Raw genomic sequence first — 24,515 nt, 5'->3', positions numbered from 1 at the left:
CGATCTCCGATCAGCGTCCCGGCAGATTCACAAACAGGCCGATGAACGGCCTTCATGCATGTGCGTTCCGATCGTGAAGACGAATGAAACGACAAAAATAAGCAGGGCCGGGATTCGCGAGAACCCCAGCCCAATGCCCAAGTTCAGATTAGGCGGAAGCCTTGTCGATGAACTTCACAGCGTCGCCGACCGTAAGGATCGTTTCGGCAGCGTCGTCAGGAATTTCAACGCCGAATTCTTCTTCGAAAGCCATGACCAGCTCGACCGTGTCGAGGCTGTCTGCGCCGAGGTCATCGATGAAGCTTGCGCCTTCCGTGACCTTGTCGGCATCTACGCCCAGATGTTCAACAACGATTTTCTTGACGCGCTCTGCGGTATCGCTCATGTCGGAACCTCGACCTGTGTGTTTGTTGCTCTGCCTTGGTTAGCGGCATGCAGGATTGTAATCAAGTTATAAGATGTCTGCCAAGTTTCGAGCGAAGCCGCCCGGACAGTCATCCTGTGGATATTCCTTTCGGAACAGGATCGCGGCACTTCTACTCAGAATGCCGCAATTCTCGATGGGCGCATTACCATGCTTCTTGAGCAAGGCAAAGCGCCTTTTCCTTTTCTACCCCCCGTATTAAGGCATTTTATACCATAATAGAGGGAAGAAGGAGGTTTAGATCATGGCCATGCCGCCATTGATGTGCAGCGTCTGACCCGTCACATAGGCTGCCTCGTTGCTTGCCAGATAGACAACTGCCGCAGCAATATCGCCGCCAACGCCCATGCGCTTCATGGGGATATTGCTCATGATCGCTTCCTTCTGCTTTTCGTTCAGCTTGTCGGTCATGGCCGATTCGATGAAGCCCGGAGCGATGCAGTTAACCGTTACATTGCGGCTTGCGATTTCCTGTGCCAGCGACTTGGAAAAGCCGATAAGGCCAGCTTTCGAAGCGCAATAGTTCGCCTGACCCGGATTGCCGGTCACACCAACAATCGACGTAATGTTGATGATGCGGCCATTGCGGCGACGCATCATCGGATGGGTCAGCTCACGCGTCAGATTGAATACCGACGTCAGGTTGACGTTGAGAACCGCATCCCAGTCTTCGTCGCTCATGCGCACGAACAGGCCGTCGCGGGTAATGCCGGCATTGTTGACGAGAATGTCGACGCCGCCCATTTCCTCTTCCGCCTTCTGGCCGAGAGCCTTGACGGCCTCACGGTCAGAAAGATTGGCCGGAAAGATGAAGGTGCGGTCACCAAGTTCAGCGGCAAGCTCTTTCAGCTTTTCTTCGCGTGTGCCGTGCAGGCCGACGATTGCGCCCTGCGCATGAAGAGCGCGGGCAATCGCTTCGCCAAGACCGCCGGTTGCGCCGGTTACCAGAGCCTTGCGGCCAGTCAGATCAAACATGTCGGATCCTTTTAGCTTCTCAATTTCCATCGCATGATCTTATCTAAAAAGTCTGCAACTTCTCGGGATCAAGCGTTGAGAGCAGCAAGCGCTGCTTCAATTTCTTCGGCAGAACCAACCGCAGCGCCGGACACATCCTTCGAGATGCGGCGCGCCAGACCGGTCAGAACCTTGCCCGAACCTACTTCATAAAGCGCGGTGACGCCATTGGCTGCAAACCATTCGACCGTTTCGCGCCAGCGCACCTGACCTGTAACCTGCTCGACGAGAAGATCAGCAATCTCGTTGGCATCGGTGACCGGCGCTGCGCGCACATTGGCGATAAGCGGCACGATCGGATTGTGCTTTTCAACTGACGCAAGCGCTTCACGCATCGCGTCAGCCGCAGGTCCCATCAAAGTTGAATGGAAGGGAGCGGATACGGGCAGCATGATGGCACGCTTGGCGCCCTTTTCGGAAGCAAGCGAAGCTGCCAGTTCTACCGCAGCCTTGGAACCGGAAATGACGAGCTGTCCACCGCCATTGTCATTGGCGATCTGGACCGAACCGGATGCTTTGGCTTCAGCGCAGACGACTTCTACGTCGCCATGTTCCAGACCGATGATCGCTGCCATCGCTCCTTCACCGACGGGAACAGCCTTCTGCATCGAATTACCGCGAATGCGCAGGAGGCGCGCCGTATCAGCAAGCGAGAAAGTTCCGGCTGCGCAAAGCGCCGAATATTCGCCAAGCGAATGCCCGGCAACATAGGAAACCTTATCTTTCAGCGAAAAGCCGCGCGCTTCCATGACCCGCAGCACAGCCATCGAAACGGCCATCAGCGCAGGCTGGGCATTCGCGGTCAGCGTCAATACGTCTTCCGGTCCTTCAAACATGGTAGCGGAAAGCTTTTCGCCCAATGCCGCGTCCACTTCATCGAAAACGGCACGCGCTTCAGCGAACTGCTCGGCCAGAGCCTTGCCCATGCCCACAGCCTGGCTGCCTTGTCCGGGGAAAGTAAATGCTACCGCCATTGATGCCTCATTCTGGTTTTAAGCATATGATAATGTCGAAACCGATATCCGTTTTCGCCGACATGCCCGCAATTAAATGCACAATTTGGCGGGATGTGCCTCAGTGAGGGCAGCAAAGTCAAGTATTTCCCGGTTTTTGTGCGGTTTGCGCCTTGCAAAGCCGGGGAAAAACACGTAATAGCCGCCCGTTCATTGCTCGGCACCAGCTGGGGGCTGAACGGAGGGCCGGTTGTTTGTGCAGTCAAATTCACGAACACCCGTAGAAGTCACAAGCGCTTCTGCCTCCCGTGTCTCCGCTCTCGATCGTCTCAGTGAGCGTCCTTTCTTCACCGGTTTTCCGGCAAAAGAGAAGTCGCAGAGGCTTAGCCGTTGGTGTCGGCATGTTGTAACAGAAGAAAGGCAAAGCCAATGGCTCTTTATGAACATGTGCTTCTTGCCCGCCAGGACATTTCCCAGCAGCAGGTCGACGCTCTCGTCGAACAGTACAAGGGTGTCCTCGAAGCTAATGGCGGCAAGGTCGGTAAGGTCGAAAGCTGGGGTCTGCGCCCCCTCACCTACCGTATCAAGAAGAATCGCAAGGCGTATTACACGCTCGTAAACATTGACGCTCCGGCTGCAGCCGTTGCCGAAATGGAACGCCAGATGCGCATCAACGAAGATGTTCTTCGTTTCCTCACCGTTCGCGTTGAAGAACACGAAGAAGGCCAGTCGGCCATGCTCACCCGCCGTGACGACCGTCGCGAACGCGATGGTGATGATCGTCCGCGCCGTCGTGAAGGCGGTTTCGACCGTGGTGATCGCGGTGACAGAGGCGACCGTGGGGGCGATCGCGGCCCACGTCGCCCGCGCGACAACGAAGCTGGTGAAGGAGCATAATCATGGTTGATATCAATCAGATCCCGACCCGTCGTCCTTTCCATCGCCGTCGCAAGACGTGCCCGTTCTCCGGCGCAAATGCACCGAAGATCGACTATAAGGACATCAAGCTTCTGCAGCGTTACATTTCCGAACGCGGCAAGATCGTTCCTTCCCGTATTACGGCTGTCAGCCAGAAGAAGCAGCGTGAACTCGCCAAGGCGATCAAGCGCGCTCGTTTCCTCGGCTTGCTGCCTTACGTTGTGAAGTAAGAAATAGATTTCGGGAGGCGCTCTCTCAGAGATCGCCTCCCGTGTCCTTTCCTCCATTGCGATGGGCGCAACGGAGCGTAATAAAAACCCAAGTTGGGGCAGCCGCCTCTAACTGCACGAACCGGCAAGACCGGAGCAGGACAGCGAAACTGATGAAATTCAATGGAACCATTATCGGTATCGGCATATTGGCGGGGCTTGCCTCGGCCTTGATGTCGTCCGGCGTCATCGCCCAGGGTGGCGCGATGGCGGCTATGGCCATGGTTCTCTACTTCCTGACACCACTGCCCATCTTCGTTGTTGCCCTTGGCTGGGGTTCGAGCGCCGGTATCGTTGCCGCCGCCACAGCCACGGTTGCCGTCGGCGTTGTCGCCGTCCCGCTTGCAGCACTCCTGATGGCATTGACGAGCTTCATTCCCGCAGCGACCGGTGCCTATCTGTCCGGCCTCGCGCGGCCAGCCGAAGAACTCGGCGGACCGAAGGATATTCTCGTCTGGTATCCGCTGTCGGATATCGTGTTCCGGCTTGCCATGATGGTGGCACTCAGCTTCATCGTCATCGGTGCGATTCTGGGCTTTGGCCCGGACATGGCGCGCGAACTCGCAAACACGCTTATCGACCGGGTTGCTGAAGCCGATCCGCAGTTCACCGCCAGCGATGATATTCGCAACAATGTAACGTCGCTGCTGATGGTCGCCCTGCCTGCAATCCAGCCGGCAACCTGCCTCGCGATTCTCGTTGGCAATCTTTATCTAGCACAGCGCCTGATCTCCATGTCGGGTCGCCTGCGCCGTCCGCGTGACGACTGGCCCGCAACGCTGCGCATGCCGCGCCCAGCCCTGCTCGTCTTCGCTGTCACTCTTGCGGTTGCATTCCTTCCCGGCGGCGCCGGATTGATCGCAACCGTCGTTGCTGGCGCGCTCAGCGCTGGTTTCATGATGTCAGGCCTTGCCATCATGCATTTTCGCACACGCGGCAAGGTGTGGCGCCCGGTGGCGCTGTGGCTCGCCTACTTTGCGATCATACTCTTCGCATTCCTGCTTTTCATCTTCATGGTTCTCGGACTTTTTGACACTTCGCGCGGTGCGCCAGTCTCGAAAATGCCGGGCGCTGACAATCAGTAACCGAATCAGAAACTCGAAAGGAAACTCCAATGGAAGTCATTCTTCTGGAACGCATTGGCCGCCTCGGCCAGATGGGCGAAACCGTCAAGGTCAAGGACGGCTATGCCCGTAACTTCCTGCTGCCGCAGGGCAAGGCTCTTCGTGCCAACGAAGCCAACAAGAAGAAGTTCGAAGGCCAGCGCGCTCAGCTCGAAGCCCAGAACCTGGAACGCAAGAACGAAGCCAGCGCCGTTGCTGAAAAGCTCAATGGCGAAAGCTTCATCGTTGTGCGTTCGGCTGGTGAAACCGGCCAGCTCTACGGTTCTGTTTCGACCCGTGACATCGCCGACATCATCTCGGCTAACGGCTTCACCCTGCACCGCAACCAGGTTGAACTGAACCATCCGATCAAGACGATCGGCCTGCACGAAGTTTCGATTTCGCTGCATCCGGAAGTTCAGGTTCAGGTTACGGTCAACATCGCACGTTCGACCGAAGAAGCCGAACGTCAGGCAAAGGGTGAAGACCTGACCTCGATCGAAGCCATCTACGGCATCGAAGAACAGCCTCTGTCGGAAGAAGTTTTCGACGAAGAAGACGAAGCTGAAGATCAGGCTTAATTTAGCCACCTATTATCCATGGGAATGGCCAGCCAGATGGCATGCATTCCCATCGTAGTAAACTTTATATGATCGTGCCCGGCGGCCTCCGCCGGGCATTTTCTCTTTTCAGATCGGTAAAACTCCCTATTCTGCATATTAGTATTGGATTGGAGAGGGTGCTGACGGAAACGTCTGCGTTGCTTGGGCATTACTCCCGAGGCCGATTGACCAAAGGGATATTGCCTGAAAATCTGATGACAGTGCGGCTCTGATACTTATGCACCGCCGCCTGCCATGCAAACGCATGGACGTGCGCCTGCTTCGATCCCCAAGAGGAGATGGGGCCGATGTATGGAATGATGCGTACTGTTCTTTCGCATATGATTAAAGCCGGTGACCTGACGGTTACCGATTCTAGTGGTGCGCGTTCGCAGTATGGCGACAAGACGGGCGTGCCTGTTCATATACACTTCAAGACAAAGCATGCCGAGCGCGCCGTAGCACTCGACCCGGAACTGAAACTCGCCGAATGCTTCATGGACGGTGAGATCGACTTTCTGGAAGGCGATATTTACGCGCTGCTCAGGATCGTGTTCGAAAATACCGGACCAACAGCCGCCACAGAGCCGTGGATGAAGGCTCTGGCAAAGCTGCGTATTTTTTTCCGCCGCTTCCAGCAGATGAACACGATTTCGCGTTCGTCAAACAACATCAAAAGTCACTATGACCTTTCGGGCGAGCTTTACGACCTGTTTCTCGATCCCGACAAACAGTATTCCTGTGCCTATTTCGATCCGCCAAATGCCACGCTGGCCGAGGCGCAACTTGCCAAAAAGCGCCATATCGCCGCAAAGATGCTGGTGAAGGAAGGCGACAAGGTGCTCGACATCGGCTGTGGCTGGGGCGGCATGGGGCTATATCTCGCCCGCCATCTCAAGGCCAACGTCACCGGCGTAACCTTGTCCGAAGAACAGCACGCCATTGCCAACCAGCGCGCTCTGGACGAGGGGCTGGCCGACAGTGCGAAGTTCGAACTGACCGACTATCGCAACATCGACGACAAGTTTGACCGGCTGGTGTCGGTTGGCATGTTCGAACATGTAGGCGTTGGCCACTTCGCAGAATATTTCCAGCACGTCGCTCGTCTGATGAAGCCGGACGGCGTTTTCCTTCTGCATGCCATCGGACGGGCAGATGGTCCGGGAGCGACCAACCCGTTCATCCGCAAATACATCTTCCCAGGTGGTTATATTCCCGCACTTTCAGAGGTTCTGCCACATATTGAAAAGGCCGGGCTCTATGTCACCGACGTAGAAATTCTCAGGCTGCACTATGCGGAAACGCTGAAGGCGTGGCGGGAGGCGTTCATGGCCAATCGCGACAAGGCCAAGGCGCTTTATGACGAGCGCTTCTGCCGCATGTGGGAGTTCTATCTGGCGGCATCGGAAAGCGCGTTCCGCTGGCAGAACATGATGGTGTTTCACATTCAGATCGCCCACAAGCAGGAATCCGTTCCACTGACCCGCAACTATATCGAGGCTGAGGAAAAGCGTCTCAAGCGCCTCGACAGCGCGCCGAAAGGTGCCAATAGCGAAGTCCGAGCCGTCAAGAAAAGCATGAACGCCTGACAGCGACCCCGTCGATTCGAGATGTCAGTCCGCGTCAACAGCGGACTGACAAAACCATGATCCGAACTGTGGATCAGTGTGAATCATGGTATAGCTTGTCTCTTCCAGCAGGAATCACTCGAAGTCGCGTTGCGTTTGGCATCGCTTGAGGGCTAGCTGGTTGCATCAGGGACAGGATTGAGAATCATGGCGGAAGCGGCAGTACGCAAACTCGATGATGCGCGGGACCAGAAAGATGCGCTTTATCGGGAAGCCCCCCACAATATTGAAGCGGAACAGGCGCTGCTGGGTGCGATCCTGATCAATAACGATGCCTTTTACCGGGTATCGGACTTTCTCAAGCCAACCCATTTCTTCGAGCCTCTGCATCGTCGCATCTATGAGATCACGACCGATCTCATTCGCGTGGGCAAGATGGCAAATCCTGTGACGATGAAAACCTTCCTGCCAACCGAAGGCAAGGTGGGCGATCTCACGATTTTCCAGTATGTGACCCGTCTCGCAACTGAAGCCGTCACCATCATCAATGCCGAGGATTATGGCCGCGCCATTTACGATCTGGCGACACGCCGCGCGCTGATCGGTATCGGCGAGGACATGGTGAACGTCGCCTATGACGCACCTGTCGACATGGCGCCGCAGGAACAGATCGAAGACGCTGAGCGCCGCCTGTTCGAACTGGCGGAAACAGGTCGCTATGACGGCGGTTTCCTGCCCTTCAAGGATGCTGTCACCACGGCCGTTGATATGGCCAATGCCGCTTTCATGCGTGACGGCCACCTTTCCGGTGTTTCCACCGGCATCCATACGCTCGATGGCAAAATGGGTGGCTTGCAGCCTTCCGACTTGATTATCCTTGCTGGTCGTCCGGGTATGGGCAAGACGTCGCTTGCAACCAATATTGCGTTCAACATCGCCAATTCTTATGAAGGCGAACAACAGGCCGATGGCTCGATGAAGGCCGTCAACGGCGGCGTTGTTGGCTTCTTCTCGCTCGAAATGTCGGCGGAGCAGCTCGCAACCCGTATCATTTCCGAACAGACCGAAGTTTCCTCCTCGAAGATCCGTCGCGGTGACATCACCGAGACCGATTTCGAGAAGCTCGTCGCCTGCTCGCAGGTGATGCAGAAAATCCCGCTCTATATCGACCAGACCGGTGGTATCTCGATTGCGCAGCTCGCCGCCCGCGCCCGTCGCCTCAAGCGCCAGCGTGGCCTCGACGTTCTGGTGATCGACTACGTACAGCTGATGACCGGCTCGTCGAAGGCCTCGGCACAGAACCGCGTGCAGGAAATCACCGAAATCACCACTGGCCTCAAGGCCCTTGGCAAGGAACTGAACGTTCCAATCATTGCGCTTTCACAGCTCTCCCGTCAGGTGGAAAGCCGCGACGACAAGCGCCCACAGCTCTCCGACCTTCGTGAATCGGGTTCCATCGAGCAGGACGCCGACGTGGTGCTTTTCGTGTTCCGCGAGGAATATTACGTCAAGAACCTCGAACCGCGTGATGAATTCGACCCGAAATATGAAGAATGGAAGCAGCACTTTGAAAAAGTGCGCGGCACTGCTGACGTCATCATCGCCAAGCAGCGCCACGGGCCTACCGGCACCGTCAAGCTTGCCTTCCAGTCTGAGTTCACGCGATTTGCAGATCTGGCCGAGGGTTCCTATCTCCCGGAACAGTATGAATAATAAGATCACGATCAAGACGGAGCGCGTCTGATGGCCAAGGCGCGCGTTCAATTCATCTGCCAGAATTGCGGCGCAGTTCATTCGCGCTGGGCGGGTAAGTGTGACTCCTGCGGCGAGTGGAACACGCTTGTCGAGGAAGGCACCAATAGCGGGATCGGTTCAGGCCCCGGCGCGATGTTGTCCAAACGCAAAGGTCGCGCTGTAGCCCTCACCTCCCTGTCTGGCGACATTGAAGATGCGCCGCGGATCATTTCCGGTATCAGCGAACTTGATCGTGTGACCGGCGGCGGCTTTGTGCGCGGTTCAGCCCTTCTGATCGGCGGCGATCCCGGCATCGGAAAATCTACACTTTTGACACAGGCTGCAGCTGCCCTTTCCAATCGCGGCCATCGCATTGTTTATGTTTCGGGCGAAGAAGCGGTTGCCCAGATTCGCCTGCGCGCGCAGCGTCTGGGCGTAGCATCGTCGGCGGTGGAACTTGCTGCCGAAACCAACGTCGAAGACATCATCGCTACCATCTCCGATAACAAGCGACCCGACCTCGTCATCATCGATTCGATCCAGACGCTCTGGACCGATATGGCAGATTCTGCTCCCGGCACGGTCACGCAGGTGCGTTCGTCGGCGCAAGCCATGATCCGCTATGCCAAGCAGACCGGTTCCGCAGTCGTGCTGGTGGGACATGTCACCAAAGATGGCCAGATTGCAGGCCCCCGTGTGGTCGAGCACATGGTCGATGGTGTCCTCTATTTCGAGGGTGAAGGCGGACATCACTATCGTATCCTGCGCACGGTGAAGAACCGTTTTGGCCCGACCGACGAAATCGGCGTCTTCGAGATGTCCGATGGCGGACTGCGCGAGGTTTCCAACCCATCCGAGCTTTTCCTTGGCGAGCGTAATGCCAAGGCTCCGGGTGCAGCAGTCTTTGCCGGCATGGAAGGCACGCGCCCGGTGCTGGTGGAAATACAGGCGCTTGTCGCCCCCTCCTCGCTCGGCACCCCGCGTCGTGCGGTCGTCGGCTGGGACGGCGGACGACTTGCCATGATCCTCGCCGTTCTCGAATCACATTGCGGCGTTCGTTTTGGGCAGCACGACGTCTATCTGAATGTTGCGGGCGGGTATCGCATCAGCGAACCTGCCGCCGATATAGCTGTGGCTGCTGCACTGGTTTCATCCATGGCCGGTATTGCCCTTCCGCCAGATTGTGTTTATTTCGGCGAAATCAGCCTTTCCGGTGCTGTTCGCGCGGTAACGCATGCAGTACAGAGGCTCAAGGAAGCCGAGAAGCTCGGTTTCCGGCAGGCAGAGGTGCCCGGCGGCAGCGGCGAACTTTGGAAAGATCGCAACTTCCGCCTCATGGAAACTTCGGCCCTGCCCGACCTTGTTGCGCGCATCGCGGCTTCAGGCTCCGGAAAGAAGCAATAAATCTGGAGTTTTATGACTGGAAGAATCTGTCAACCTTCCGGTGATAAGCTCCAGCATCTTTGACTGCCCCGCGTATTAAAGTGATTGCGCATAATAACTGAGGACAGGCAGAATGCCGATAACCATGCTTGATGGAATTCTACTCGGGATAACGCTGGTTTCAGCCGTTCTGGCGATGGTGCGCGGTTTTTCCCGCGAGGTGCTGTCGCTGGTATCGTGGGCGGCAGCAGCCGCTGCAGCCTATCTCTTCTACCAGCCAGTTCTGCCCTTCGTGCAGCCCTATATCAACAACGAAACCATCGCGAAGATTGCCGCCGCTGGCGCAGTTTTCCTCGTTGTGCTGATCGTCGTTTCTCTGATCACCATGAAGATCGCCGACTTCATCATCGATAGCCGTATCGGTGCGCTTGACCGTACACTCGGCTTTCTGTTTGGCGGCGTGCGCGGCGTGCTTCTCGTTGTCGTTGCCATGCTGTTCTTCAACTGGCTCGTCCCGACAAACCAGCCAGCCTGGGTGACGAACGCGAAATCGAAGCCAATGCTCGATTCGTTCGGCCAGCAGCTGATCGACCTTCTGCCGGCTAATCCCGACCAGATGATCGACAAGTTCAAGCCACAGCACAATGCTCCGGCCTCTGGCGAGCAGGAAGAAGCGCCGGTTCCGGACGATACGCCTGCACAGCAATAAGCTGTTCCGATATATCGAAAAGCCGTCAGCCCCGCTGGCGGCTTTTTCAATTCCGGAGGCAAAGCCGACCGATGTGAAATGGCCAAAATGACGCTCACACATTGTCATTTCGGTTCCGCGATCATATTTCAGGCGGGAATTTGCGAGATTATTCGCGACCATCGTGCGATACTAATGTCCATGAGACTATATCGACGCAGCGGTGAACTCTTCGCTTTTAACAAAAAGCCATCTTGTGATAGAGAGGCGCTTTAGTTGCCTCTGCAATCGAAAGGCCTTGCGGCAATGACCAGCCATTCTTCTGAAAATGCCTCCTTTATGCTGGACGAAGACACCCTGCATGAAGAGTGCGGCGTATTTGGCATACTTGGCCATGAAGACGCAGCCGCGCTGACCGCATTGGGCCTGCATGCCCTCCAGCATCGTGGGCAGGAAGCCGCCGGTATCGTTTCTTATCACAATCGCCGTTTTCATTCCGAACGCCATATGGGTCTCGTCGGCGATCATTTCACCGATGCAGCAACGCTGAACCGCCTGCCCGGTGACCGCGCCATCGGCCATGTGCGCTACTCCACCACCGGCGAGACGATCCTGCGCAACGTGCAGCCATTGTTCGCGGAACTGGAAGTCGGCGGCATTGCCATTGCCCATAACGGCAACTTCACCAACGGCATTACGCTGCGCAAGCAGCTGATTGCTTCCGGCGCGATCTTTCAGGCGACCTCCGATACGGAAGTCGTGCTGCATATGATTGCCCGTTCGCGCCATTCATCTTCCTCCGACCGTTTCGTCGATGCCATCCGGCAGGTCGAAGGCGGCTATGCCATGCTGGCGCTGACCCGGACCAAACTGATTGCCGCGCGTGATCCTATCGGCATCCGCCCGCTCGTCATGGGCGAGCTCGACGGCAAGCCTATCTTCTGCTCGGAGACCTGTGCCCTCGATATTATCGGCGCGAAATATGTTCGTGACGTCGAAAATGGCGAAGTGGTCATCTGCGAGATTCAGAAGGACGGGTCCATCACCATTGAATCCATCAAGGCTGAAAATCCGCAGCCGGAACGGCTCTGCCTGTTCGAATATGTCTATTTCGCCCGTCCCGACTCCGTCGTCGGCGGTCGCAGCGTCTACGTCGCGCGCAAGAATATGGGCATGGAGCTTGCCAAGGAAGCCGGCATCGAAGCTGATGTTGTCGTGCCAGTGCCTGACGGAGGCACGCCTGCCGCTCTCGGCTTCGCGCAGGCAAGCGGCATTCCGTTCGAATATGGCATCATCCGCAACCATTATGTGGGCCGCACCTTCATCGAGCCGACGCAGCAAATTCGCGCGCTTGGCGTCAAGCTGAAGCATTCAGCCAATCGCGCCATGATCGAAGGCAAGCGCGTCGTGCTGGTGGACGATTCTATTGTGCGCGGCACCACGTCCGTCAAGATCGTTCAGATGATCCGCGATGCGGGCGCAAAGGAAGTGCATATCCGCGTGGCAAGTCCAATGATTTACCATCCGGATTTCTACGGTATCGACACCCCCCATGCCGATAAGCTGCTGGCCAACCAGCACAAAGACCTGGAATCCATGTGCCGCTACATCGGCGCGGATTCTCTGGCGTTCCTTTCCATCGACGGGCTCTACAAGGCTGTTGGTGGGAAGCCGCGTGATCCGAAGGCGCCAGCTTTCACCGATCACTACTTCACGGGCGAATATCCGACCCGCCTCCTCGATCAGGAAGGCGAGAGCAACGTGCATACGCTGTCGCTGCTCGCAAGCAACGGTTGATCGCCCAATTCTTCACGCAGGCGGCCCAATAGGCCGCCTGTTTCATGTTCTTGCATCATATGGGGACTAGATGAGCATCGACCTTACGGGCCGCATCGCACTGGTAACAGGCGCATCGCGCGGTATTGGCTACTTTCTTTCGCTTGAACTGGCAAAACGCGGCGCGCATGTGATTGCGGTTGCCCGCACCGTCGGCGGACTTGAAGAACTGGACGACGATATCCGCAAACTGGGAGGCAATGCGACGCTAGTGCCTCTCGATATCACCGACATGGAAGCGATCGATCGTCTCGGCGGCTCCATTCATGAGCGCTGGGGCAAGCTCGATATCATGGTTGCGAATGCGGGTGTCCTTGGCACGATTTCACCGATTGGCCATGTCGAGGCCAAGACGTTCGAGAAGCTCATGAACGTCAATGTTACCAGCGTCTGGCGCCTCATTCGGTCCACTGATCCGCTGCTGCGCGCTTCCGACGCGGGACGTGCCATTCTGCTTTCCTCCGGCGTGGCGCATACCTGCCGCGCTTTCTGGGGCCCCTATGCTGCCTCGAAAGCTGCTGTTGAAGTCATGGCACGCAGTTGGGCTGAAGAAACGAAGCAGATGAAGCTCAAGATCAACTCTGTCAATCCGGGCGCCACCCGCACCGCCATGCGCGCGCAGGCCATGCCGGGCGAAGATCCTGAAACGCTGCCAACACCGCAGTCAGTTGCTGAAAAGATCGTCAAGCTCGCCGATCCAAACCTTGAAGTTAGCGGCAAGCTTTTCGACGTGCGACAGGATCGCTTCCTCGACTATCATCTGCCGAGCTGATTTCTGTCCTCCGGCCTTGCCTATATGCAAGGCCGGTTCTATGTATTTACTTATTAATGTTTCCCGCTTGGCCATCTCTTGGCTCTTTTTTCAGCGGGCATTTCTCCCTCTCAGACCCTTTCATCACGTGCTGCCAAGTTTGGTGCGCGTTCCCTTTGCTACTGGAGGACTTATGACCCAAGATCGCCAGCATTTTATTATTATCAGCGGCGGGCCCGGATCAGGCAAAAGCACACTGATCGATGCACTCGAAAGGCAGGGCTTTTCCCGCACCGTGGAAGCCGGACGTGCTATTATTCAGGATCAGGTCGCTATCGGCGGCAAGGCCCTGCCCTGGAGTGATCGCGCGCTTTTTGCAGAGCTAATGCTTTCATGGGAAATGCGCTCGCACACGATGGCGAAACAACAGCGCGGGACGGTCTTCTTCGACCGCGGCGTGCCCGATGTAATCGGCTATCTGATGCTGTGTAACCTGCCCGTTCCCCAGCATATGGAAGAAGCCGCACGGCAGTTTCCGTACTACAGAACAGTTTTTCTGGCTCCGCCTTGGGCAGAAATCTTCGGTCAGGATGCTGAGCGGAAGCAGGATTTCGAAGAGGCCACGCGCACTTTCGACGCGATGGATAAAACCTACAGACGGCTTGGTTATGAAATCGCGCTCCTGCCGAAATCATCGGTCGAGGAGCGCGTCAGTTTCATCAAGCAGACATTGCCGTCAGTTTTCCTCTGACGGCCTATCTTCTTCAGTGACGGCCTCTTCCTCGGCCTTTCGATCAGCAGCTTCGCGCTTGTTCCAGGCAGCCAGGCTGAACGGAAGAAATGCGAGATAGGCAAGCGCCGTGAGGCTTAAGGTCTGCCAGGTGAAGCTCATCAGGAAGGCGACGTAAACCACCACGAACAGGATGAGCGGCATGACGATATCGCGCCGGACAAGGCTTCCGGCGGATTTGCCATTATAGACTGGCAGACGACTTACCAACAGGAACGCGATTGCCACGGTATAGATTGCCACGCCAAAAGCGAGCCCCCGCGTTGGCGTCAAGCCCAGAAAGCCCAGATAGACCGGCAACAGAACGAGCATGGCACCAGCCGGTGCGGGCACGCCAATGAAATAGTTACTTTGCCATGCCGGACGGTTCGGATCTTCGAGCATGACATTGAAACGCGCAAGCCGCAGGCAGCATGCAATGGCATAAAGAAGTGCTGCGATCCAGCCAAACGAGCGCGCCTGATCGAGCATGAAGGCGTAAAGCACCAAGGCGGGCGCTACACCGAAATTGACGATATCGGCAAGCGAATCCATCTGGGCGCCAAACTTGGACGATCCCTTCATCATGCGGGCGACGCGCCCATCAATGCCATCCAAAAAGGCAGCCACGAGCACCATCACGACGGCAAGCTCGAAGCGGTTCTCGAAAGCCAGACGGATACCGGTCAGACCGGCACAGATGGCCAGAACCGTTATGACGTTGGGAACGACGATACGCAGCGGTATCTGCGACAGCTTTGGGCCGCGCGATAAATCCACGCGGCCATTGGGCTCAAAAGGCGGAAAGGGCGTTTCCATCGGCTCAGCCGATCCGCACCACCGGCTCGCCGCGCACGCTGCCATAATCGGCGAGCACGGTTTCACCAGCAATTGCCGTCTGGCCAATAGCAACACGAACAGTCGCATCGGCTGGAAGATAAACATCGACGCGCGATCCGAAACGGATCAAGCCAAACCGCTCGCCCACAGACAGATCATCATCCTCGTTGGACCAGCAGACGATACGACGGGCAACCAGACCAGCAATCTGAACAACGCCGATCTTGCCGTGTGGGCTTTCAATCAGAACGCTGTTACGTTCGTTTTCCGTGCTGGCCTTGTCGAGTTCTGCATTGAGGAACTTGCCCGGACGATGCACGACCTTTTCAATCTTGCCACGCACCGGAGAGCGGTTGATATGAACCGAGAACACGTTCATGAAAACCGAAACCCGCATGAGCGGTTGGGCGCCCAGGTCCAGCTCGGCCGGCGGCACAGCCGGGCCGACGAAGGAAACCTTGCCGTCAGCAGGGCTGATGACTAGATCGTCGTCCATCGGCGTTACACGCTCTGGATCGCGATAGAAATAGATGCACCAGACGGTCAGCACCATCCCGATCCAGAACAGCGGGTTCCACAGCCAGCCCAGAATGAGCGAAACCACGAAAAAGCCCGCGATAAACGGATAGCCTTCCCGATGGATCGGCACGAAAGTATTGCGGATGGTGTCAGTAAGGCTCATCGCTCTTCCTTTGAGTTTGGCCGTTATTTACCTCATCCTGTTCAGAATCGAAATCCATTTCGCAAATTATTCACGGCTGTTAGGGCACGTGATCGCACCCTAATATAACGAGCCGCCGATAAAATGGCTATTCCGCTGCCGGAACGCCACGGATAACGACACCCAGTTCGTCGCTTTCCCGGACTTGACGCAGACGCTCTTCAGCTTCATCGGCCTCGCGCTGGCGAGCCCACATGGACGCATAAAGCCCCTTGTGCTTGAGAAGCATGCGGTGGGTGCCGCGCTCGGCAATCAGACCGTCCTTGAGGACGATGATCTCGTCCGCACCGATCACGGTCGAAAGACGGTGCGCGATGACAAGCGTGGTGCGACCACGGCTGACGATGTCGAGCGCAGACTGGATTTCCTGCTCCGTTGCCGTATCAAGCGCGGAGGTCGCCTCATCGAGTATCAGGATCGGTGGCGCTTTGAGGATCGTGCGGGCAATCGCGACGCGCTGCTTCTCACCGCCCGAAAGCTTGAGGCCGCGTTCGCCGACCATGGCCTGATAGCCCTCCGGCAGATGCTTGATGAAGCCGGAAATCTGCGCCAGTTCTGCCGCCTTTTCCACCTCTTCAGCCGTGGCATCAGGACGGCCATAGCGAATGTTGTAAGCGATCGTATCGTTGAACAGCACAGTGTCCTGCGGCACCATGCCGATGACCTTGCGCAAGCTTTCCTGCGTAACGTCGCGGACATCCTGCTCGTCGATGGAAACTGAACCCGACTGGACATCATAAAAGCGGAACAGGAGGCGCGAGATCGTGGATTTACCCGCGCCTGATGGTCCGACTATCGCGACTGTCTTTCCTGCCGGAACTTCAAAACTGACGCCCTTGAGGATCGGGCGGTTTGCATCATAGGCGAAATGCACATCATCGAAACGGATCGCACCGTGATCGATTTTCAATGCTGGTGCATTGGGCTTATCGACGACTTCCTGCTTCACATCGAGGAGATCGAACATCTGCTCGATATCGGTCAAACCCTGACGGATTTCGCGATAGATAAAACCGATGAAATTAAGCGGAATAGAAAGCTGCATCAGCATGGCATTGATGAAAACGAAATCGCCGATGGATTGCGTTCCGGCCCGGACTTCGAGCGCTGACATGACCATGACCACCGCCATGCCAACGCCAAAGATGACGGCCTGACCGAAGTTCAGCCAGCCAAGCGACGTCCAGGTTTGGGTCGCTGCCTTTTCATAGCGCGCCATCGAGGCATCGAAGCGCTTTGCTTCCATATTCTCGTTGCCGAAATATTTGACCGTTTCGAAGTTGAGCAGCGAGTCGATTGCCTTGGTGTTGGCATCGGTATCGGAGTCGTTCATTTCGCGGCGGATATTGATACGCCAGTCGCTCGCCTTGATCGTAAACCAGGTGTAGAGCCAGACCGTCGCAGCGACCACGAGCAGATAGGAAATGCCGTAGGCGACGGCGAAAATCACCGCCGTCAGCGCAAACTCAAGAATGGTGGGCAGCGTGTTGAGGATCGTGAAACGAACAATCGTTTCGATGCCCTTGGTACCGCGCTCGATGACCCGCGAAAGCCCGCCCGTACGCCGTTCAAGATGGAACCTGAGCGAAAGCTGGTGCATGTGCACGAAGGTTCTGTAGGCGAGTTGACGCACGGCATATTGGCCGACGCTCGCAAACAAGGCATCACGAAGCTGGTTGAGACCAGCCTGCACGATCTTGGCGCCATTATAAGCCAGTACAAGCATCACCGCGCCGACCAGAAACAGCGGGATATAGTCCGGCGGGTTCAATTGACCGGTCAAGGCATTCGTCACCCATTTGAAGAAATAGGGCACGAGGATGAGCACGATCTTGGAAATCACCAGATAGAAGGTGGCCCAGACGACGCGCATGCGCAGATCGGGCCTGTCGGACGGCCACATATAAGGCCAGAGATTTCGCAGTGTCTTGAACGTTTCGCCGGAGTCGGCGGAAACCGTTTTGGGGGAACTCATGGTGCGTTCTTTCGAGTCGGTGGGCTCAAGCGATTTCGTACGAGATGAAACTCCGTCATCGCTTTTTCTGTTTGTATCGATGCTTCTCTTCCGAAAGCCATTTCGGGCTTTTCGGGATGCTCCATCTTTTGTCTTTACGCGCATCTTGTCCCGAAAACCGGTTCCCACTTTTCGGGATGCGCTCTAGCCGCAGCATCTGCTCTTGAAGGAAGCAAAATGCGTGCGGACAGCGTTTAGTTGCTGCCAGTTGACGCTGTAACGCGAAGACTGACGCTCAGGCCGATAATCGATAAGACCGGCCTGCACGAGGACCTTTAGGTGTTGGGAAACCGTCGACTGGGCAAGGTCGAGCTTGCCGACAATATCCTTACAGCAGCAGGCGTCCTCCATCATCAACTGGCGGATAATTCGAATGCGGACAGGATGGCCCAGCGCAGCGCAAATGCGCGCTGCCGCTTCATCGTCAATACCGAGCTGCGCCAGATCAGCGACAGCTTCGGCCGAGCTTTTGTCCAGAACTATCTTCATCGTATATCGACGATATACGATTATGCTCCGGAATACAAGATTTGGAGATGTTCATTCCAGAAAAGACCGCCAAAACGGAAACACACTATCGTGACTGGAGCACATTATTGAAACGCGCTTCCCTATGTTGAGAGCCGCGTTTCAGTGTCGGCAACTCCCCGTCAGTTAGCGCTATCTTCCAACCGGCGCTTGACCTCGCCCTCACCCAAAGGCTCCTTCGGCATGTTGAATACCTGCCCCGGCCAGATGAGATCGGGATTCCGGATCTGGTCGCGATTGGCGAGATAGATCGTCGTATATCGCGTACCCTTGCCATAAGCGCGCTTGGATATCGTCCAGAGATTATCTCCACGCCGAATGATGACGGAGCCATCGACTTTCTGCAGCGGAGCTGCCGACGAAGCGGCTTCACCGCCATTCGCGCCCGATGGAGCGGCCGTCTGGCCGTCCGTATCGGAAGCAACAGCCGAGATATTCTCGCCAGCTTCGCGGCGGAACGGGACGCGAGCTGTCGCCAGAACCTGATTGGCATTATCGAGCAGATCAGCGCGAATGATATAGTCGCCGACGCTGAGCGGCTGCTTGCTCTGCACGAGGAAACGGCCATCAGGCGAAATGAGGCTTGCACCAAGCAACGTATCATTGGCGTGGACGATCACACGATTGCCGCCCTTGGCTTTACCCGCCACGAAAACCGACTGGCCTTCAATCTCCACCGCTTCGATTGCAATCGGCAAGTCCTGTGCAGGTTTGGCTTCCGGCTTATCGGCCTTGGCTGTCGCTTCGGGGGCAGTATCCGTATTTTCCTGTGATGCAGGAGCTGTCTCCGGCTTGGTGATCAGGCGGCTCGCCTGCCCCGGCTCCTCAACCAGTGCCAGCACCTGCCCCGACTTGGTTTCAGGCACCGACACGATGGCGGTCTGCGCGGAGGTGGCTACACTGTTGTCCGCACCAGTAACACGCAAGACGAGCTGATGATCACCCGCCTTCAAAGGTTCATCCAGAACAATGGCGAAATCGCCATTGGGTCCCGCCTTGGCTTTACCCACGACGGTTGCGCCCGCGACAACCTCGACATCGGCATTGGGAAGCGCCTTACCCGCGATCACGACCGAACCGTCAGGCTCAACGCGAAGAAGATCGAAAACCGGCGTCTTGCTGGCCTGCTCTGTGGGAACTGCATCTGCCTGCTTGGCAGGCTCTTCGGATTGCGCGCTTTGCGGCTTCGCATCGTTTGCTGAAACGTCACCTACAGGTTTGGCAGCCTCAGGCGCTTTCGTCTCGGATGGCGTTGCTTGTGGCTGCGCTGGCGCATTGTTCGACGCCGGGGTCGACACTGGCGCAGTTGCATTGGGTTGCGGCGCCTCAACGCGGGATCGCGTTGCATTCCAATAAAGGCCGAGCCCGGCGACAATTGCGACGAGCCCGATACCGAGCAATCCTAAACTGTTCTTTTGCATTTCGCTTCGAAACCCACGCCAGAGACTTTAATGACGGGTTTATAGCTTTTGGCTTCCCCCCACAAGAAATCTGCACCGAAACAGCAAAAGGTACGAGGCTTTTTATTAGCAGGATTACTGTTCTACACAGTTTGTCGGCTTCGATTGGTCGGGATCGTCCATAAGGTTATAGAGATCGGCCGTCTCGCCCTTGGTCCACCAGATATAGACACCACCAGCATATTTGGCTCCAGACCCTGAGATAACGTTGGACGCGACGACGGTTTCGTCTTCAAGCTCCAGTTCAGCAAGCGAAATATCACCGGCGTTGTAATAGGTTACCGAGACATCTTTCTCACCACATTTGTACAGAACAGCGTTGGTCGTTACTTCAGTATCATCGGGCAGTTTGATGTTGATTTCGCCAGCCGATGCAGATGATGCGGCAAAGGTGAGCCCGAGAAACACAACCCAGTTCTTCATATCCAATCCACTTCTCAATCTGGAGTACATACGGATTGAGATATAACAATCGCTGTGAATGTCCACCCGGAACCTGATGTATGTGTCCCGCTGGCAGCAATCTTCACTGCAAAATGAAATCGCAGGCGCTTGACGCTGAAAGGTCAAAAGCGCACAAGAAAATCATGTCTGAGATTCGATCCATCTGCGTTTATTGCGGCTCGTCTACGGGCCTGAATCCCATCTATCGTGAAGCCGGCGTTACGCTTGGCCGGTCCATTGCCGAACACGGTTTGCGCCTCGTCTATGGCGGCGGCACACGCGGCATCATGGGCGCGGTTGCGCAAGGCGTGATGGAAGCTGGCGGCGAAGTCACCGGCATCATCCCGACCTTCCTGCTCGACAAGGAAGCGAGCCTCGAAAAGGCCGAACAGCTCACCGAACTCATCGTCGTTGGCGACATGCATGAGCGCAAGCACCTCATGTTCCAGAAGTCGGATGCGTTCGTCACGCTCCCCGGCGGCATTGGCACGGTTGAGGAAATCGTGGAAATGATGACCTGGGCGCAGCTCGGCAAGCATCGCAAGCCGATGGTGTTCGCTAACATCAACAATTTCTGGCAGCCGATGCTCTCGCTTCTGGAGCATATGACGGCAGAAGGTTTCCTGCACACCGCACACCAGGTAAAGCCGCTCGTCATCGACAAGGCGGAGGACATCGTTCCCGCCATTATCGCCGCCAATGGGAAGGCACATGAAGGCGACCAGAAGATCATCGAAAAGATGTAATCGCGGGTCCGCCCAAAATACATGACCGAATGATAGGGGCGGAGCGATCCGCCCTTAATTTTATCCGGGAGGGAGTGATGAAGACTATCGGGCTGATAGGCGGGATGAGCTGGGAAAGCTCGCAGGAATATTACCGCATCATCAATCAGGAAATCCGCACACGGCTCGGCGGCACGCATTCGGCCAAGAGCCTGATGTGGTCGATGGATTTTGGTGAAATCGAGCAACTTCAGCATGAAGGCAAATGGGATGAGCTGACCCGGCTCATGATCGAGGCCGCACAGAACCTTGAAAAGGGCGGCGCGGATTTCATCCTGATCTGCACCAACACCATGCATAAAATGGCCGCTGACGTTGAAAACGCCACATCGATCCCGCTTGTGCATATTGCCGATCCGACGGCGAAAAAGATCAAGGCCGCAGGCTTGTCCAAAGTCGGGTTGTTGGGCACCGCCTTCACGATGGAGCAGGATTTCTACAAAGGCCGCCTTGCGGCCAAACACGGACTAGAGGTTCTGACGCCCGACGATGCCGACCGCAAAACCGTGCATGACATCATCTATCAGGAACTGGTGGTAGGCGAAGTGCGCGATGCGTCACGCGAAAAATACCGCGCTATCATCAATCGTCTGGTTGAGCGCGGGGCCGAAGCTATCATTCTCGGTTGCACCGAAATCATGTTGCTCATCAGCCAGCAGGATAGTCCGGTGCCAGTGTTCGATACGACGCAGCTACATGCAGAAGCGGCGGTGGATGCCGCTCTTTCCTCACCCCCTTGAGAAAACCGCTCCATACCACCCCACAGAAACGGCCTATTCTTCCTGAATTTCAACGCCATTCGCTTGCGTCCTGCGAAGGGCTATGGCAAATAATTTAAATATTCAACCATATGGTTGACTGTTTTCGGGAATGCAGTATATTCAACCTTACGGGTGAATAATGAACGATGATGCTCTGTCACATATTCTCAAGGCTGTAGGGGACGTTACCCGACGGCGCATCTTGACGCTTCTCGTTCAGGAGGGTGCGTCAAGAGTGACTGCACTCGCCGCTCATTTCGACATGTCGCTCAACTCGGTCTCCAAACACATCAAGGTGCTGGAGGAGGCAGGGCTGGTCACCCGCAAGACTTTAGGACGCGAGCATTTCATTGCCGCCGAGCTGGAGCCCGTGCGGGAAGTGGAAGCATGGTTCGCGGAACTGAAGTCTGTCTGGGAACTGCGCCTAACGGCGCTGGAAGATGTACTCGTTTCGAAGGAACAGGAAAATGAGTGAGCTTGAACTGACAGTCAATCGCAGAATCGCCGCTCCACGGGAGAAGGTTTTCAACGCATGGCTCTCGCCCATGACGCTGGCGAAATTCATGCGCGCATCAAGCGACAGCACCGGGCCGTCCGATGTGAGCACGGATGCGGTAAAAGGCGGTCGCTTTTCCATTATCATGCATATGGTCGACCGCGACGTGCCGCATTCAGGCACTTATCTCGAAATCGATCCGCATTCGCGCTTGGCATTTACGTGGAATTCGCCTCATTCGCTGGACGACAGCGTGGTGACGATAGACCTGAAGGAAGTGGACCCGAATACCACCGATATTACGCTGAAACAGGTCAAATTCCGCAGCCCTGAAGCACGAGACGGCCACATCAAGGGCTGGACCACTATTCTGACGAATTTCGACGGGCTGGCAAACTGACATTGCCGATAGAAATAAAAAAGCCGGGCGATTGAGCCCGGCTTTTATCCAACTTTACTTCTTCACCAGTGACACCACGGCTTCGACATGCGGCGACCAGAGGAACTGGTCAATCGGCGTGACACGCGTGACGCGATAGCCGCCCTTCACCAGAATAGCGAGGTCGCGAGCGAGCGTCACTGGATTGCACGAGACCGCAACAACCTTTTCCACCTTGGACTTTGCCAGTTCAAGCGCCTGTTCTTCCGCACCTGCACGCGGAGGATCGAAAACCACAGCGTTATAGGGCAGTAATTCTTTCGGCATCAGCGGACGGCGGAACAGATCGCGACGTTCAACTGAAACAGGTTTCAATCCCTGCACATGGCGCACGCCACGATCAAGAGCTGCAAGGGCCAGTGCGTCATTTTCAACGGCATGAACCGCGCTTTTTTCTGCAATCCGCAGCGCAAATGTGCCGACACCGCAGAACAGGTCCGCGACACGCTTGGCCTTGCCGACATGATCCAGCACGAGCTGCACCATCGCTTCTTCAGCATCGGCAGTTGCCTGCAAGAAGCAACCCGGAGGAACCGGAACCGGCACCTTGCCGAAATGAATGAGCGGCTTCTTCGGCTCGACAATGATTTCGCCTTCATGTGAAAGGCGCGCAAAGCCCTTCTTCATGACAAGCGCGGTCAGTGCGCGCCGTTGCTCATCGCTCAGCTTGCCGCAACCGCTTGCCGCGAGATCGAGGCCGGACTCTGTCTGTGTTGCGGCCAGCTTGAACGGTTTGGAACCGGGTGCAATCAAAGCTCCGACTTCACGCAGATCATCAAGCCGCGCAATGATTTCCGGAACGGTTACCGCACATTCGACGATATCGATGATTTCATGGCTGAGGTGACGGTTGAAGCCGAGCAACACGCCCTTCTCCGTCTTACGAGCCGCAAAAACAGCGCGGCGGCGTGTTCGCGGCTGGCAAGCAACCAGAGGCGCAACCTCCGCCTCAATCCCCCTGCCCTTCAGCGCGGAGACAACCAGCTCGCGCTTCCACAGACGATAGGGTTCGTCCTGCCAATGCTGCAGCGCGCAGCCGCCACAATCCTCGAAATGCTGGCAGGCAGGCGCCTGACGCTCAGGCGATGTTTCGAGAAGCGCCATAACCGTCGCGCGGTTCTTGTCGCGCGCAACATTGGCCACTTCGCCCGGCAGCGTGAAAGGCACATAAATCTGGCCATCGGGAAGGTTGGCGACGCCATCGCCGCCCGCACCAATCGAGCGGATTGTTATTTGCCCCATTGTCTGCGTTGTCATCGATCTTTCTTTCCTGCCAGGAGATATTCACGATTGCCATCGCCGCCTTCGATGGGCGACGGACAAAGACCGAGCGCGCGCCAGCCAGCTTGCGTCTCCAGCCATGATCTCAGTTCTTCTGCTATGCGTTCGCCATCTTTCGGGTCGCGCAAAATGCCGCCCTTGCCGATAGCCTCGCGGCCCGCTTCAAATTGCGGTTTTACGAGAAGCGCGCAGATAGCACCTTTTTGCGCAAAGGCCAATGCCGGAGGCAAGGCGAGTTTCAGCGAAATGAAACTCACATCCGAAACCACGCAATCGATTTCGCGTCCATCCAGATGGGTAAGTTCCAAAGCGCGGGCGTTGAGCCCCTCCTTGTTGGTGACGCGAAGATCGGCGCGCAGGGTCTCGTGCAACTGGTCGTGGCCGACATCAATGGCAAGAACATGGTTCGCGCCGCGCTCCAGCAGAACTTGCGTGAAGCCGCCTGTCGAGGCACCGATGTCGAGCGCCGTTTGCCCTTTCACATCAAGGTCGAAATGGTCGAGCGCCGCGATAAGCTTCAAGGCAGCGCGGGAAACGTAGGCGCTTGCCGGATCATCCACGGCGATCTTTGCGGTGCGCAGAACGGTCTGGCCCGGCTTGGTGACAGGCTTGCCGTCAACCTTGACCGTGCCGCGCTGGATAGCATCACGCGCCCGCGAGCGCGTTGCAAACAGCCCAAGCTCTACCAGCAGCTGATCGAGCCGCAGGTTCTTGTCGCTCGTTTCCCCGCTCAT

General features: G+C 56.5%; 26 protein-coding genes. 15 read left to right on the top strand and 11 right to left on the bottom strand.

What is annotated here, in order from left to right; translation table 11 throughout:
• Positions 1-148: 148 nt before the first annotated feature.
• The 3 genes from F9K94_RS14045 to fabD form a co-directional block, all read right to left on the bottom strand.
• Entirely contained in the window at positions 149-385 is a 237-nt protein-coding gene (locus F9K94_RS14045) for an acyl carrier protein (protein ID WP_002963616.1), read from the bottom strand.
• Between the two features lie 276 nt (positions 386-661).
• A complete protein-coding gene (gene fabG, locus F9K94_RS14035; RefSeq protein WP_151646307.1) occupies positions 662-1,399 on the bottom strand; it encodes a 3-oxoacyl-[acyl-carrier-protein] reductase in 738 nt (245 codons plus the stop codon).
• A 68-nt stretch (positions 1,400-1,467) separates the two neighbouring features.
• Positions 1,468-2,412 carry an ACP S-malonyltransferase gene (gene fabD, locus F9K94_RS14030; RefSeq protein ID WP_151646305.1) on the bottom strand — a complete coding sequence of 315 codons (945 nt, stop codon included), beginning with the start codon at positions 2,410-2,412 and terminating at the stop codon, positions 1,468-1,470.
• 408 nt (positions 2,413-2,820) lie between these two features.
• On the opposite strand from fabD, the gene rpsF reads away from it, so the two are divergent.
• The 11 genes from rpsF (at position 2,821) to F9K94_RS13965 (ending at position 13,994) form a co-directional block, all read left to right on the top strand.
• The gene (gene rpsF / locus F9K94_RS14020; RefSeq protein ID WP_151646303.1) at positions 2,821-3,288 is read left to right on the top strand and encodes a 30S ribosomal protein S6; all 468 of its coding nucleotides are present in this window, start codon (positions 2,821-2,823) and stop codon (positions 3,286-3,288) included.
• Between the two features lie 2 nt (positions 3,289-3,290).
• The gene (rpsR, locus tag F9K94_RS14015; protein ID WP_006466219.1) at positions 3,291-3,539 is read left to right on the top strand and encodes a 30S ribosomal protein S18; all 249 of its coding nucleotides are present in this window, start codon (positions 3,291-3,293) and stop codon (positions 3,537-3,539) included.
• A 152-nt stretch (positions 3,540-3,691) separates the two neighbouring features.
• Positions 3,692-4,663 carry a DUF2232 domain-containing protein gene (locus F9K94_RS14010; protein WP_151646300.1) on the top strand — a complete coding sequence of 324 codons (972 nt, stop codon included), beginning with the start codon at positions 3,692-3,694 and terminating at the stop codon, positions 4,661-4,663.
• Between the two features lie 29 nt (positions 4,664-4,692).
• Positions 4,693-5,262 (top strand): 50S ribosomal protein L9, encoded by a 570-nt coding sequence (gene rplI, locus F9K94_RS14005; RefSeq protein WP_061345138.1) that lies wholly within the window; start codon positions 4,693-4,695, stop codon positions 5,260-5,262.
• A gap of 329 nt (positions 5,263-5,591) precedes the next feature.
• Positions 5,592-6,872, top strand: coding sequence for an SAM-dependent methyltransferase (locus F9K94_RS14000; protein WP_061345136.1), 1,281 nt, complete (start codon positions 5,592-5,594; stop codon positions 6,870-6,872).
• A gap of 186 nt (positions 6,873-7,058) precedes the next feature.
• Complete coding sequence (locus F9K94_RS13995; protein WP_061345135.1) at positions 7,059-8,564, top strand: replicative DNA helicase; 1,506 nt, start codon at positions 7,059-7,061, stop codon at positions 8,562-8,564.
• A 30-nt stretch (positions 8,565-8,594) separates the two neighbouring features.
• Positions 8,595-9,989, top strand: coding sequence for a DNA repair protein RadA (gene radA, locus F9K94_RS13990; protein WP_061345134.1), 1,395 nt, complete (start codon positions 8,595-8,597; stop codon positions 9,987-9,989).
• A gap of 112 nt (positions 9,990-10,101) precedes the next feature.
• Positions 10,102-10,677, top strand: coding sequence for a CvpA family protein (locus F9K94_RS13985; RefSeq protein WP_029925541.1), 576 nt, complete (start codon positions 10,102-10,104; stop codon positions 10,675-10,677).
• A 285-nt stretch (positions 10,678-10,962) separates the two neighbouring features.
• Positions 10,963-12,453: an amidophosphoribosyltransferase gene (gene purF / locus F9K94_RS13975; protein WP_081104421.1), complete on the top strand. Its 1,491-nt coding sequence runs from the start codon at positions 10,963-10,965 to the stop codon at positions 12,451-12,453.
• 70 nt (positions 12,454-12,523) lie between these two features.
• Positions 12,524-13,264 (top strand): SDR family NAD(P)-dependent oxidoreductase, encoded by a 741-nt coding sequence (locus F9K94_RS13970; protein WP_012090829.1) that lies wholly within the window; start codon positions 12,524-12,526, stop codon positions 13,262-13,264.
• Positions 13,265-13,436: 172 nt separating this feature from the next.
• The gene (locus tag F9K94_RS13965) at positions 13,437-13,994 is read left to right on the top strand and encodes an AAA family ATPase (protein ID WP_061345132.1); all 558 of its coding nucleotides are present in this window, start codon (positions 13,437-13,439) and stop codon (positions 13,992-13,994) included.
• Here F9K94_RS13965 and pssA read toward each other — a convergent pair.
• The 6 genes from pssA to F9K94_RS13935 all read right to left on the bottom strand — a co-directional run bounded on the left by pssA (position 13,980) and on the right by F9K94_RS13935 (position 19,998).
• Positions 13,980-14,831, bottom strand: a complete 852-nt coding sequence (gene pssA / locus F9K94_RS13960) for a CDP-diacylglycerol--serine O-phosphatidyltransferase (RefSeq protein ID WP_010658376.1) — start codon at positions 14,829-14,831, stop codon at positions 13,980-13,982. The genes F9K94_RS13965 and pssA overlap by 15 nt on opposite strands.
• A gap of 4 nt (positions 14,832-14,835) precedes the next feature.
• Positions 14,836-15,534 carry a phosphatidylserine decarboxylase gene (locus F9K94_RS13955; protein ID WP_151646298.1) on the bottom strand — a complete coding sequence of 233 codons (699 nt, stop codon included), beginning with the start codon at positions 15,532-15,534 and terminating at the stop codon, positions 14,836-14,838.
• Between the two features lie 127 nt (positions 15,535-15,661).
• On the bottom strand, positions 15,662-17,548 hold the full coding sequence (locus tag F9K94_RS13950; RefSeq protein WP_151646296.1) for an ABCB family ABC transporter ATP-binding protein/permease: 1,887 nt from the start codon (positions 17,546-17,548) through the stop codon (positions 15,662-15,664).
• 183 nt (positions 17,549-17,731) lie between these two features.
• Positions 17,732-18,076, bottom strand: a complete 345-nt coding sequence (locus F9K94_RS13945) for an ArsR/SmtB family transcription factor (protein WP_061345129.1) — start codon at positions 18,074-18,076, stop codon at positions 17,732-17,734.
• Positions 18,077-18,237: 161 nt separating this feature from the next.
• Positions 18,238-19,536, bottom strand: a complete 1,299-nt coding sequence (locus F9K94_RS13940; RefSeq protein WP_151646294.1) for an Ig-like domain-containing protein — start codon at positions 19,534-19,536, stop codon at positions 18,238-18,240.
• 114 nt (positions 19,537-19,650) lie between these two features.
• On the bottom strand, positions 19,651-19,998 hold the full coding sequence (locus tag F9K94_RS13935) for an MliC family protein (protein WP_061345127.1): 348 nt from the start codon (positions 19,996-19,998) through the stop codon (positions 19,651-19,653).
• A gap of 164 nt (positions 19,999-20,162) precedes the next feature.
• Here F9K94_RS13935 and F9K94_RS13930 point away from each other — a divergent pair, with 164 nt between their 5' ends.
• From F9K94_RS13930 to F9K94_RS13915, 4 genes are all read left to right on the top strand, one after another.
• The gene (locus tag F9K94_RS13930; protein WP_061345248.1) at positions 20,163-20,765 is read left to right on the top strand and encodes an LOG family protein; all 603 of its coding nucleotides are present in this window, start codon (positions 20,163-20,165) and stop codon (positions 20,763-20,765) included.
• A 77-nt stretch (positions 20,766-20,842) separates the two neighbouring features.
• Positions 20,843-21,544 carry an aspartate/glutamate racemase family protein gene (locus F9K94_RS13925; RefSeq protein ID WP_081104420.1) on the top strand — a complete coding sequence of 234 codons (702 nt, stop codon included), beginning with the start codon at positions 20,843-20,845 and terminating at the stop codon, positions 21,542-21,544.
• 160 nt (positions 21,545-21,704) lie between these two features.
• Positions 21,705-22,040, top strand: a complete 336-nt coding sequence (locus F9K94_RS13920; protein ID WP_061345125.1) for an ArsR/SmtB family transcription factor — start codon at positions 21,705-21,707, stop codon at positions 22,038-22,040.
• The gene (locus tag F9K94_RS13915) at positions 22,033-22,461 is read left to right on the top strand and encodes an SRPBCC family protein (RefSeq protein WP_061345124.1); all 429 of its coding nucleotides are present in this window, start codon (positions 22,033-22,035) and stop codon (positions 22,459-22,461) included. The genes F9K94_RS13920 and F9K94_RS13915 overlap by 8 nt, the downstream gene beginning before the upstream one ends.
• Before the next feature lie 54 nt (positions 22,462-22,515).
• Here F9K94_RS13915 and F9K94_RS13910 read toward each other — a convergent pair whose 3' ends face one another.
• Both F9K94_RS13910 and F9K94_RS13905 read right to left on the bottom strand, forming a co-directional pair.
• The gene (locus F9K94_RS13910) at positions 22,516-23,757 is read right to left on the bottom strand and encodes a class I SAM-dependent RNA methyltransferase (RefSeq protein ID WP_061345123.1); all 1,242 of its coding nucleotides are present in this window, start codon (positions 23,755-23,757) and stop codon (positions 22,516-22,518) included.
• Entirely contained in the window at positions 23,754-24,515 is a 762-nt protein-coding gene (locus F9K94_RS13905; protein WP_061345122.1) for a TlyA family RNA methyltransferase, read from the bottom strand. The genes F9K94_RS13910 and F9K94_RS13905 overlap by 4 nt, the downstream gene beginning before the upstream one ends.

The organism is Brucella tritici (genome assembly GCF_008932285.1).
Classification (GTDB): Bacteria; Pseudomonadota; Alphaproteobacteria; order Rhizobiales; family Rhizobiaceae; genus Brucella; species Brucella tritici.
Note: the sequence above shows the minus strand (reverse complement) of the source record. Positions and strands in the feature narration are given on the sequence as shown.